The sequence below is a fragment of the Streptomyces sp. TAA040 genome, from assembly GCF_000424845.1.
In genome coordinates, this window is the sequence record NZ_AUKR01000038.1 from 1 (window position 1) to 12420 (window position 12420).

7 protein-coding genes and 4 pseudogenes are annotated in these 12420 nt (G+C 68.5%); 2 read left to right on the forward strand and 9 right to left on the reverse strand.

Annotated elements, in window-relative coordinates; translation table 11 throughout:
- Nucleotides 1-340: pseudogene (locus H300_RS28320) on the forward strand (IS256 family transposase); the annotation flags it as partial.
- Here the strand turns inward: H300_RS28320 and H300_RS30645 are convergent.
- Together H300_RS30645 and H300_RS0120805 are read right to left on the reverse strand one after the other, a co-directional pair.
- Nucleotides 341-906 (reverse strand): annotated as a pseudogene (locus H300_RS30645) (transposase family protein); the annotation flags it as partial.
- Nucleotides 907-1399: 493 nt separating this feature from the next.
- Complete coding sequence (locus H300_RS0120805; RefSeq protein WP_028428942.1) at nucleotides 1400-2929, reverse strand: UDP-N-acetylglucosamine 1-carboxyvinyltransferase; 1530 nt, start codon at nucleotides 2927-2929, stop codon at nucleotides 1400-1402.
- 559 nt (nucleotides 2930-3488) lie between these two features.
- Between H300_RS0120805 and acnA the strand changes: the two genes are divergently transcribed.
- The gene (gene acnA / locus H300_RS0120810) at nucleotides 3489-6206 is read left to right on the forward strand and encodes an aconitate hydratase AcnA (protein ID WP_028428943.1); all 2718 of its coding nucleotides are present in this window, start codon (nucleotides 3489-3491) and stop codon (nucleotides 6204-6206) included.
- A 378-nt stretch (nucleotides 6207-6584) separates the two neighbouring features.
- On the opposite strand, the pseudogene H300_RS32685 reads toward acnA, so the two are convergent.
- From H300_RS32685 to H300_RS0120845, 7 genes and pseudogenes are all read right to left on the reverse strand, one after another.
- Nucleotides 6585-6732, reverse strand: a pseudogene (locus H300_RS32685) (IS630 family transposase); the annotation flags it as partial.
- Between the two features lie 54 nt (nucleotides 6733-6786).
- Nucleotides 6787-8011, reverse strand: a pseudogene (locus H300_RS28325) (transposase).
- A gap of 67 nt (nucleotides 8012-8078) precedes the next feature.
- Nucleotides 8079-9158, reverse strand: a complete 1080-nt coding sequence (locus tag H300_RS0120825) for an arylcarboxylate reductase (protein WP_028428945.1) — start codon at nucleotides 9156-9158, stop codon at nucleotides 8079-8081.
- Nucleotides 9155-10117, reverse strand: coding sequence for a malonyl transferase (locus H300_RS0120830; RefSeq protein ID WP_028428946.1), 963 nt, complete (start codon nucleotides 10115-10117; stop codon nucleotides 9155-9157). The genes H300_RS0120825 and H300_RS0120830 overlap by 4 nt, the downstream gene beginning before the upstream one ends.
- 306 nt (nucleotides 10118-10423) lie before the next feature.
- Complete coding sequence (locus H300_RS0120835) at nucleotides 10424-10777, reverse strand: hypothetical protein (RefSeq protein WP_028428947.1); 354 nt, start codon at nucleotides 10775-10777, stop codon at nucleotides 10424-10426.
- Nucleotides 10778-10809: 32 nt separating this feature from the next.
- Nucleotides 10810-11571, reverse strand: a complete 762-nt coding sequence (locus H300_RS0120840; RefSeq protein ID WP_028428948.1) for an alpha/beta fold hydrolase — start codon at nucleotides 11569-11571, stop codon at nucleotides 10810-10812.
- Nucleotides 11572-11915: 344 nt separating this feature from the next.
- On the reverse strand, nucleotides 11916-12420 hold a 505-nt coding region (locus tag H300_RS0120845; RefSeq protein WP_158678415.1), incomplete at its 5' end, for a transposase.

Sequence of the window (12420 nt, forward strand, 5' to 3'; positions counted from 1 at the left end):
CCGGCAGACGATCTCCACGATCACCGACAAGGTCATGGACGGCATGGCCGAATGGCAGAACCGGCCCCTGGACGCCGTCTGTCCGGTGGTCTTCACCGACGCCATCCACGTGAAGATCCGCGACGGCGCCGTGGCCAACCGGCCGGTCTATGTGGCCCTGGCCGTCACCGTCGAGGGCCGGCGGGACATCCTCGGCCTGTGGGCCGGCGACGGCGGAGAGGGCGCCAAGCACCGGATGCACATCCTCACCGAGATCAGGAACCGCGGCGTGCACGACGTCCTCATGCTCGTCTGCGACGGGCATGAGGGCCTGCCCGACGCGGTGGAGACCGTCTGGCCGGACGCCGTGGATGCTGCGGATAGCCTTGTTGTAGGTCTGCTGGGTCTGCTGGGTCTCGGTCAGCTCGCCTCCGGCGGGCTTCTTGACGGGGTGGCGGAAGCCGTCGCCGGCGTTCTCGTAGCCGAGGCCGACCAGGGTCGGCATGTCCAGCTCGGCCGCGATGCGGTTGAGGGCGTCGACCAGTCCGTGGTGGCGGGCGCAGGTGGTGTCGTGCCCCCGGCCCGGCCGTACTGGCGAGACCCAGATCGGCCAGCCGTCCGGGGTGGCGATGACCTGCACGTTCCTGCCATGGTGCTTGTGTTTCCCGGACCACCACAGGTCCGCTCCGTTGGGGCCCGGGGCGGCGACGCGGTCGGTGCGCGGATGACCGTGCCGTCGAGGTTCAGATGCGTCAGCCCGGCTGCCTTCGCACGCTCCAGCGCGGTCGCGAGGTCCGGTGCGCCAGCGGCCAGGACGGCCAGTCCTTCGTAGAGGTAGCGGTAGGAGGTGGAGGCCGACAGACCGTTGTCACGCACGAGTTGGGCCAGCCGGGTGCCGTCGAGGAACCAGCGCAGCACGAGCACGGCGGTGTATGTGACACTGGTCGGCACGTGAGGCCCCTCGGTCGGATCTTTCTGTCGCAAGATCGTTCCTACCAGGGGCCTTACGCCTGCCCGGACTTGGGGATACCCCGGACCGCGCGACGCACCTCGCACTCACGGACGGTGGCCGACGGTTACCGGGAACAGCTCACTGAGCTTCTTCAGCGTTGCTGCGTCACGAGGCCGGATGACGTCGGGCAGAGGGCGTTCACCTCGTCGACCTCCCGCGGTCGGTGGGACACGACCGACATCGGACGGTGCAAGGCCGCTTCGGCGATAACTCCGTGTGCAAGATGACGGGTTGTCAGTGTTTTATGACATATCGCCAGTCATTTGAAAGCATCTTGCGCGTGCGTTGCACAAGGTGGTGAAGGGCAACAGCGATCAGTGGAGGGCGTTGAAGGTAGGTATATGCTGGTCAGCTGGCGTGCTGAGGTGTCGTGCCCCGTGCCGCCAGAGGGCACGACACCCCCGCCGGTCAAATGTCCCGGAAGATGTCGATCTGGGCGCCGACGGAGTTGAGGCGGGCGGCGAGGTCCTCGTAGCCGCGGTTGATGACGTAGACGTTGCGCAGGACCGAGGTGCCCTCGGCGGCCATCATGGCGAGCAGCACCACGACGGCCGGGCGCAGCGCGGGCGGGCACATCATCTCGGCTGCGCGCCAGCGGGTGGGGCCCTCCACCAGGACCCGGTGCGGGTCGAGGAGTTGCAGGCGGCCGCCGAGCCGGTTGAGGTCGGTGAGGTAGATGGCACGGTTGTCGTAGACCCAGTCGTGGATGAGCGTCGAGCCGTGGGCGGAGGCCGCGATGGCGGCGAAGAACGGCACGTTGTCGATGTTGAGGCCGGGGAACGGCATGGGGTGGATCTTGTCGATCGGCGCCTCCAGTTTCGACGGGCGCACGGTCAGGTCGATGAGCCTGGTGCGGCCGTTGTCGGCCGGGTACTCGGGGCTGCGGTCGTGGTCGAGCCCCATCTCCTCCAGCACCGCGAGTTCGATCTCCAGGAACTCCACCGGTACGCGGCGGATGGTGAGTTCGGACTCGGTGACGACGGCGGCGGCGAGCAGGCTCATGGCCTCGACCGGGTCCTCCGACGGGCAGTAGTCCACGTCGACGTCGATCTCGGCGACGCCGTGGACGGTGAGGGTGGTGGTCCCGATGCCCTCCACCCGGACGCCCAACTGCTCCAGGAAGAAGCACAGGTCCTGGACCATGTAGTTGGACGAGGCGTTGCGGATCACGGTGGTGCCGGGGTGCCGGGCGGCTGCGAGCAGCGCGTTCTCGGTGACGGTGTCGCCGCGTTCGGTCAGCACGAGGGGCCGGGTCGGGACGATGGAGCGGTCGACGGCCGCGTGGTACGTGCCGTCGGTGGCGGTGACCTCCAGGCCGAACCGGCGCAGGGCCTGGAGGTGCGGTTCCACCGTGCGGGTGCCCAGGTCGCAGCCGCCGGCGTAGGGCAGTTGGAACGTGTCGAGGCGGTGCAGCAGCGGGCCGAGGAACATGATGATGGACCGCGTGCGGCGGGCGGCGTCCGCGTCGATCGTGGCCAGTTCCGGTACGGCCGGCGGCACGATCTCCAGGTCGGTGTTGTCGTTGATCCATCGGGTCCGCACTCCGATCGAGCCGAGGACCTCCAGGATGCGGAAGACCTCCTCGATCCTGGCCACCCGGCGCAGCACGGTCCGTCCGGAGTTCAGCAGCGAGGCGCAGAGCAGCGCGACGCAGGCGTTCTTGCTGGTCTTGACGTCGATGCTGCCGGAGAGCCGGCGGCGGCCGACGACCCGCAGGTGCATCGGCCCGGCGTAGCCGAGGGAGACGATCTCGCTGTCCAGGGCCTCGCCGATGCGGGCGATCATATCAAGGCTGATGTTCTGGTTGCCGCGCTCGATCCGGTTCACCGCGCTCTGACTGGTGTTCAAGGCTTCCGCGAGTTGCGCCTGCGTCAAGCCCCTGTGCTGGCGGGCGTCCCGGATCAACTGCCCGATGCGTGCTAGGTAGTCCTCGATCATACGCAGAACCGTATCTCAAATATGAGATAACCGCGCCACCGAGGAGGACCGTTCGGGCGAACCGCCGCGTCGTGGCCGTCACACGGCCACCGCGTCCGAGTGACGGACGGTGGTGGAGGGGTGCGGTGGAGGGGTGCGGTGGAGCGACCCCCGCCACCTGTCCAGTATGCAGGGATATGAGCAGGGTGCACGGTATGCGGCGCGTGGGTGCGGCGCACACCCTCCGTGAATGTGCACGGAGGTCGCCTGGCGGGCGTGCCGGTGGTGGTGGCGGGTACTCACCGGGAGAGGGGCGCTGCGGCATCGTACCCGGGTGTCCGCGCGCGGCTCCGGGGCGGACCTGCGGGTGACGCGTCGCGGCCGCCGGACAGGGCGGTACATGACCGTCGGGCGGTCATGTACTACAGTTATCTCGACATCGAGATATCTACCGGAGGGTGTGCCACTGCCGCACTTTCTTAGGTAACCCTAACTTAGGTGCACCTTAGCGGATGGGCAAGGTCCTGCGACGGCAGGATCGTGGTGGAACACGCGAATTGATGCATTGAAGGAGACTGTCGTGTCGGCGAACAGCTTCGACGCCCGCAGTACGCTGCAGGTGGGCGACGAGTCGTACGAGATCTTCCGGCTGGACAAGGTCGAGGGCGCGGCGCGCCTCCCGTACAGCCTGAAGGTGCTGCTGGAGAACCTGCTGCGCACCGAGGACGGTGCCAACATCACCGCGGAGCACATCCGGGCGCTGGCCGGCTGGGACTCCCAGGCGCAGCCCAACGAGGAGATCCAGTTCACGCCCGCGCGCGTGATCATGCAGGACTTCACCGGGGTGCCCTGCGTCGTCGACCTCGCCACGATGCGGGAGGCCGTCAAGGAGCTCGGCGGCGACGCCGCCCGCATCAACCCGCTGGCCCCGGCGGAGCTGGTCATCGACCACTCCGTGGTCGCCGACCGCTTCGGTACCAGCGAGTCCTTCGCGCAGAACGTGGAGCTGGAGTACGGCCGCAACCGTGAGCGGTACCAGTTCCTGCGCTGGGGCCAGACGGCGTTCGACGAGTTCAAGGTCGTCCCGCCCGGCACCGGCATCGTCCACCAGGTGAACATCGAGCACCTGGCCCGTACCGTGATGGTCCGCGGCGGGCAGGCCTACCCGGACACCCTGGTCGGCACCGATTCGCACACCACCATGGTCAACGGCCTGGGCGTGCTCGGCTGGGGCGTCGGCGGCATCGAGGCCGAGGCCGCGATGCTCGGGCAGCCGGTCTCCATGCTCATCCCGCGGGTCGTCGGCTTCAAGCTGACCGGGTCGCTGCCGGCCGGCACCACCGCCACCGACCTGGTGCTCACGATCACCGAGATGCTGCGCAAGCACGGCGTGGTCGGCAAGTTCGTGGAGTTCTACGGTGAGGGCGTCGGCTCGATCCCGCTGGCGAACCGCGCCACCATCGGCAACATGTCGCCGGAGTTCGGCTCGACCGCGGCGATCTTCCCGATCGACGACGAGACCATCAAGTACCTGCGTCTCACCGGCCGGGACGCGCAGCAGCTCGCCCTGGTGGAGAGCTACGCCAAGGAGCAGGGGCTGTGGCTGGACCCCTCCAGCGAGCCGGAGTTCTCCGAGTACCTCGAACTGGACCTGGCCCACGTGGTGCCGTCGATCGCCGGCCCCAAGCGCCCGCAGGACCGCATCGCCCTGTCCGACGCGGCGCAGAAGTTCGGCCAGGACGTCCGCAACTACGTGGACGACACCGACCTGGACGAGGCCGGCAAGGAGTCCTTCCCGGCCTCCGACGCACCCGCGGTGTCGAACGGCGTTCCGTCCACGTCGGTGACGGTGACGGCCCCCGACGGTTCCAGCTACACCCTCGACCACGGTGCGGTCACCGTCGCGGCGATCACCTCCTGCACCAACACCTCCAACCCCTCGGTGATGGTCGGGGCAGCGCTGCTGGCCAAGAAGGCGGTCGAGCGCGGCCTGACCAGCCGGCCGTGGGTCAAGACGACCCTCGCCCCGGGCTCCAAGGTGGTCATGGACTACTACGACCGGGCGGGTCTCACCCCCTACCTGGACAAGCTGGGCTTCAATCTGGTCGGCTACGGCTGCACCACCTGCATCGGCAACTCCGGTCCGCTGCCGGACGAGGTGTCCAAGGCGGTCAACGACCACGACCTCGCGGTGGCCTCGGTGCTCTCCGGCAACCGGAACTTCGAGGGGCGGATCAACCCCGACGTCAAGATGAACTACCTGGCCTCCCCGCCGCTGGTGGTGGCCTACGCGATCGCGGGCTCGATGAAGATCGACATCACCCGCGACCCGATCGGCACCGACAGCGAGGGCAAGTCGGTCTACCTCAAGGACGTCTGGCCGACGGAGTCGGAGATCGACGAGGTCGTGGCCTCCGCGATCGGCCAGGAGATGTTCGGCCGCAGCTACGAGGACGTCTTCGCAGGCGACCAGCAGTGGCAGTCGCTCCCGGTGCCCACCGGTGACACCTTCGAGTGGGACCCGGAGTCCACCTACGTCCGCAAGCCTCCGTACTTCGACGGCATGGGGCCGGACCCGGAGCCCGTCACGGACATCGAGGGCGCCCGGGTGCTCGCGAAGCTGGGCGACTCGGTCACCACCGACCACATCTCCCCGGCCGGTGCGATCAAGGCCGACACCCCCGCGGGCACCTACCTCAACGAGCACGGCGTACAGCGCCGCGACTTCAACAGCTACGGATCGCGCCGCGGCAACCACGAGGTCATGATCCGCGGGACGTTCGCCAACATCCGGCTGCGCAACCAGATCGCGGAGGGCACCGAGGGCGGTTACACCCGCGACTTCACCCGGCCCGACGCGCCGGTGTCGTTCATCTACGACGCCTCGCAGAACTACCAGGCGGCCGGAATCCCCCTGGTCGTCCTGGCCGGCAAGGAGTACGGTTCCGGCTCCTCGCGCGACTGGGCCGCCAAGGGCACGGCCCTGCTGGGCGTGCGGGCGGTCATCGCCCAGTCCTACGAGCGCATCCACCGGTCGAACCTGATCGGTATGGGCGTGCTGCCGCTCCAGTTCCCGGAGGGCGCCTCCGCGGAGTCGCTCGGCCTCACCGGCGAGGAGACCTTCGCCGTCTCCGGGGTCACGGCGATGAACGACGGCGGCGTGCCGGACACCGTGAAGGTCACCACCGACACCGGTGTGGAGTTCGACGCGAAGGTCCGGATCGACACCCCCGGCGAAGCGGACTACTACCGCAACGGTGGGATCATGCAGTACGTGCTGCGTCAACTCGTCGGTTGATGCCCTGAGGCGAACGAGCGCTCCGCCTCTGCATCTCGGGCAGTGGGCGGGGTGCTCGCACTCGACGGGGCGGAAGACGCGCGGGTGACCATGACCGCACGCGGTCTTCTCCCGGGGTGGAGCTGCGCATCCTACAACGGCGAAGAACCCCGCACCTGGTACCAGGTGCGGGGTTCTTCTGTTCCTGCGAGCTGTGGCGAACGAGCACTGCCTACGGGCTGTCCCGCGATTCCCGGTGGATGAGCACACAGCGTCAGATGCGGTGCATCGCAAGGCGGAGGGACTTGCGCATACTGGTCGTCTGCGGATGTCCCGACAACGCGGCGAGGTGCCGTAGCTGGCGCCGTGCGCCCGCCGGGGATCGCGGGACAGCCCGTAGTGTCCTGAGTCGTTGGTTCGTGCAGTATGCGGCGAGGGTGTCGAGGATGTCGTCGGCGGTCTTCGTCCAGACGAACGTCTTGGGGTTCTCGTTCCACTCGTTGATCCATCCGTGGATGTCCCGTTCGAGTGCGACGACGCTGCGGTGGGTCTGTCAACCGTTCGACCCTGTTTGGTAATCGGTGGTAGCGCCGGGTGGCGATCACTGGAGGAGGATGCGGTGGCGGAGCAGGGGGAACCCGGTTCGGCCGTGCGTCTGCCTCATGACCGCCAGGTTCGTGTGTCGACGCCCTCGGTGCGGCCGTTGTGGTCCGGGAGGGTGAGTCCGGCATTGACGGCGGTGCGGTCGAGTTCGAGGCCGTTCGCGAAGGGGTGCAGGTGAGGCAGGCCGGCGGCGCGAACCATGGTGATCCAGCCGGTGAGCTTGGTGTCGTTGTCCTCCGCAGGCGTCGGCATCCGAGCGAACCCGCCGGTGAAGCAGGCGGGTTCGGCCGTCTCGGGACAGCTCTGGGCGGGTTCCCGCAGCAGGGCGGTGTCCTTGTCGCGCAGGTTCTCGGGGCCGTTGAGGAGAAGGCGGGCGAAGCGCTGTGGGGGCGTGACGGGTTTGTCGCCCTCGGCGCGGCCCTGGGTGATGTAGCGGCTCAGGAGGTTCTCACTGCCGGTGTAGCCCAACTCCGCGATGTCGCGCGGGAGGTGGGTGACCGGCACTGCGGGGTCCTCGGCCCGGCGCCGGCACAGGTGGTCGCGGTAGGGGTCGACGAGCGTGGGCGTGCAGCGGGGGGGCTCGGCGCTCTGTGGTGTGCTCCTTCATGCGGGCGTACCGCTTGACGGTGTTCAGGGCGACGTCGAGGCGGCGAGCGCATTCGAGCAGGCCGACGCCCTGGTCGAGCAGGTGGTGGACTTGCGGCCAGCGCTCGCGGGTGGTCTGCTCGCGTACACCTCCGGGACGTGCGGGGTTCACGGCGGTGGCCCAGCGGACGGCGTGCGAGCAGACCTCGGCCAGGACCTTGCCACACAGGTTGCTCCACAGGTGCCACCTGTCGCTGACCTGCACCGCCTCGGGCAGGGCCTGGCGGATTGCCTCGCCGTAGGAGCCCGAGCCGTCCCGGCAGACGTACTCGGCCCCGGGATGCTCGCGCAGCCACGCGGCCGGGATCTGGGCGGTGCGGTCAGGCAGGACGTCGTCGTGCGGGAGACCTGGCAGGCCAGCACGCGGGAGAGAGTGGAAGCCATCCACCCGCCTCCGTCGGTTGCCCACGCACCGGGCACTCCACCGGATCGTCCCGGGTCCGCGCCGACACCCGGATCAGATCGCCCTCGTCCGCCACACCCTCTACGACCAGCGCCGACAATCCCGAAAACACCACACTCACAGGCTCATTGACATCGCGCCTACCACCCCGACAACGACCGTCGCCCTTCGTCACCACCGGTTACGGAACAGAGCCGAACGTCTTACAGGCCCGCAACCTGCCGTCGCCCGGGGGCGACGGTTCAGTAGAGGCCCTCGGGGGACGAGTTGGTGGTCTGGAGGGGGCGGACGTTGGCGACGCCGTCGGTGGGCCAGTGGTCGGTCGGGTGACGGAGGGCCTGGTCGCGTTCCAGGACGTTGGGAAGGAAGAGGTCCTCGTGGAGGACGGTGAGCCGTACCCGGCCGACTGTGCCGGGGGCGACCGGGGTAGAGAGGTCGCCCTTGTCGACCACCGCCATGGTGACCTGCGGATAGTTCGGAACGTAGCTGATCAGCTCGCCGTCCTGTTCGATGTCCAGGCAGGCCGCGTTGCCGAAGGTGTTGCCGTAGGTCAGTCCGCACATCCCGCCCTGCAGGGCGGTGGTGAAGGTCCGGTACATGTCGGCGCTGATCTGGGTACCGCTCAGGCGTACGCCGTCCAGGGCGGCGACCAGTTCGGGCCGGCGCTGACGGAGGGCCTGGAAGAGGGCCGGGGTGGTGTTGAGGTAGTGGACCCGGCCCTGTTTGAGGATGTCGGTGATCTGCTCCAGCAGGTGGGTGGTGTAGTCGTCGACCTCGGCCAGCCGTCCCGCCCGGATGAGGCGCTTGACCCACCGGGGGTCCATGTCCACGGCGTACACCTGGCCGGCGTGGAGTTCGGAGACCTCCCGGACCCCGTTGCCGATCAGGTGCGGTCCGGTGGGGGTGGCCTGCAGCCAGGTGCGGCCCGGTGCGAATCCTTCCCGTACGAAGGACCAGCGGCGCCAGAGCGCCCTGTGCAGCAGCATGTCAGGGGTGTAGAACGCCCGGCAGGGGGTGCCGGTGGTGCCTCCGCTGTCCCAGACCCGTCCGGCGAGCGGCCTGGGCGCCGACAGCGGGACGAGGTCCGCGGGGTCCTCCTCGCGCAGTCGGTCGAGCGGGAACGTGCCGAAGGCCCCGAGTTGGTCGTAGCAGGTGATGTCGCGGGGGTCGAAGTCCAGTCGGGAAGTCTGCCCGAGCCAGTAGGGGCTTCCGGACACCGGGTCGAAGTGCCGTCGGACCACGGTGCGGGTCCACTCGTCGAGGTCGGTGTCCAGCCATCGCGCGATCTGGGCGTCCGGGTCGGCGCGGGTGACGGCGGTCACGACAGGGCCGAGGCGCCGGAGAGGTCGATGCCGAGGTCGTAGGCGGTGGTCAGGGCCTGTTCGATGTGCTCGGGCTGCTCGATGTGCACCACCGGGAAGGGAAACGCGAGGATGCCCTCGGGTATCGACGGGCCCATCACCAACCCGAGCTGTACACCCTGCTCCTTCATCCCGCCATAGACGTCGACCAGGCTGATCGGGTCCGTGGAGTTGCGCTGGAAGAGGTCCCTGACGTCGGCTGCGGTGCGCAGGACCTTGGGCTCCAGGCAGGACAGCAGGGGGATTTCGGGGTCGGTGAAGGGGATCGCATCGATCCGCGGGGCCATGAAGTCGCGGTAGGGCCGACGCAGCGGGGTGTGGACGGCAATGGTGCGTCCGGGGAGCGGCACGACCATTCCCGGTGGGACCTCGGCGGCGAGCACGCCGAGTGCTTCGGTGTAGCCGGCGAGCATCATGATGCGCTGGGTGCCGTCGGCAGTGGGGCCGAAGTCGCCCGCCAGGTAGATGCCGGGGACGTTCTCGCCCGGGTGGGAGGGGGCGCCGTCGGCGAGCGGGCCGAAGGCGATGGCTATCCCCTGCTGCGGGTCTTCGACGGGCGGTTCCGGGGTGTCGCGGGAGCCGGCCAGCATCTCGAACAGCTCGCGCCGCCCCAGCGATCCTGCGAGGCAGCTGGCGGTCATCGCGCCGAGGCTGAGGCCGCCGATGGCTGCGGGGCGCAGGTTGAACGAGGCGAGTACGTCGTGTACACCGATCGCGAGGGCAGCTTCGCGGACGGTGCCGACGCTCTGGCGCTCCTCCCGGGCGGTCGGGAGGTCTTCCTCCAGGATCTGTCCGACCGTCAGCCCGGTCCATGCGGAGACCTGTTCGTACCAGCCCTGCACGACCTCATAGGTCCGGTAGAGCTCCAAGCCGTGCGGCTCGGTCCCGACGCCGCCGCCGAACAGGTACCCCAGACTCATGACAGCTCCTGTGAATTGGTGTGAAAGGAGAGAGCGGTGGTGCGGACCAAGCGCAGTGCGGTGGGAGTAATCCTGACAACACAATGCCACAGAACCCGGCGTTCGACCGAACAGTCGGGAACCCGCTTCTTGGCGCGATATCGATACGATATCCGGGTCTGGGACAATCTCCGGCATCATGCCGACGGAGTGTGTTTTCCGCCTCCGCAAGGAACTCTTGACCCCCTCCCTCCGGGAGGGAATTCCCGGAGGGAGATCGAGGGCAGGGCGCCCGGCCCTCTTCTGGGCAGCGCGCCCTGCCCTCTTCTATGACTCAAGGAATTCCGGGAGGACGCGCGGTGGCCATGCTCCGACGCTCAGCACACCGAGGGAGTGCGCCCGGGAGACCAGAGCGGGCCGGTTCGCGGCCTGGAAATGGCGCATCATCAGCCCGATGCGGTACTCGATGCCCTGCGGGCTCAGATAGATCGATGCCGCCAGCCGCACGGTCGAGGTGCCGACCGCGACACCTTCCAGGATACGGACATCCACGGCGGTCAGCCGCCGGACGCACGCACCGCCGGACGGGCCCCCGCCCGCCGGACCGGCGTCGCCGGCGGGCTCGGACCTCGGCGGCCGCTGCGCGGGCTTGATCTCCTCATAGGTCGCTGACGGTGTCACTTCCCGGTCCCCCTTCTCTCTCGTCCGTGGTCTCAGATGCGCAATGTGCCGGCAAGGTGGTCACGGAGCATGCCGATCACCTCGTTCGCCCGGCTGCTGAGAAAGAAGTGCCCGCCGGGGAAGACCTTGAGGTCGAACGCGGCCGTCGTGCGGTCGCGCCAGTACGCGGCCTCGGGGACCGGCGTCCAGGGGTCCTGGTCCCCCACCACAGCGGTGACCGGGCAGGTGACCGCGGCGTCGCGGTCGGCCCGGTAGCCCCCCAGAGCCTGGTAGTCGGCGCGCAGCACGGGCAACACCATCCGCAGCAGTTCCTCGTCCTCCAGGAGCCGGACATCGGTGCCGCTCATGGCCCTGACCTCGGCCACGATGCTCTCGTCGTCGAGTGGGCGGGAGTGCTCAGACCGGTCCGCAGACGGCCCCTTGCGGCCCGAGACGAAGAGGTGGTCGATCCGGCCGCCCGCGCGCTCGATCCGCCGGGCCACCTCGAAGGCGACGAGCGCGCCCATGCTGTGTCCGAAAAGAGTCAGGGGAAGGTCGTCCCAGCGGCGCAGCGCTTCGAACACTTCGTCGGCCAAGCAGCGCAGGTCCTGGACACCGGGCTCCTCCCGGCGGTCCTGCCTCCCGGGGTACTGCACGGCCAGGAGGTCGACCGGTCCGCACAGTGCGGCGGATGCCGGGAAGTAGAAACTCGCCGATCCGCCGGCGTGCGGAAAGCAGACCAGCCGGCGCGTGGCCGTCGGCGATGGGTGGAAGCGACGGCACCACACGTCGCTGTCCACAGAGGGCGAGGTCATATCGGCCTTTCATCCATTTCTCGGAATTCGCACAGTGCCGACGGGCGGGGCGTGGTGATCACGTGGGACACCCTCTGCACCGGTGGGTCGACTGGTACGCGCTAATACGGGGAGCGTCGATCGACGATGACCAGTGAGTCTCGGGCATCGCCTATGACAGCCTGCCATGATTCTCTGAACGTCAGCAAGTATGCATCGGGGCGCGTCCGGACACGCATGTTCGGATTCAATCCACGCATGTTCGGATTCAATCCACGCATGTTCGGATTCAATTGCTTCTGTTTCTTCTGTGAATGGTGAGAACGTTGCGGTGCGGAGCGATCCTGTGGGATTTAGAGGATGTCTCACGTGGCGAGTTTCGCGAGTCTCTTGTAGCAGGTCAGGGCTGCGGCGAGGCCGAGGAAGGCGAGGAAGCGGCTGCCTTTTCGTTCGTACCGTACGGTGAGGCGACGGTAGCCGAAGAGCCGGGCGATCGACCGCTCGATCCTCCAGCGGGACCGGACGAGACGGTCGCCGGACTCGATGCCGGGGCGGGCGGTCCGCGCGACGAGGCTCCGGCCGCGGAGCCAGCGGAGGTGCTCCGCGGAGTGGTACGTCTTGTCCGCGCGGAGCTTCACCGCCTTCCTTCGCCGTGGTCCGCGCCGGGAGCGGGTGGCGGGGATGCCGAGAATCAGCGGCTTGACCTGGCTGTCGTGCACGTTCGCGCCGGAGACCGCGACGGCCGGCGGCAGGCCCCGGGCCTCGGACAGCACGTGCCGTCTGCTGCCCTTCTTGCCGCGGTCGACCGGATTCGACCCGGTCAGCGAGCCCCCTTCCTCGCCCGCACCGACGCAGCATCGACGATCGCGG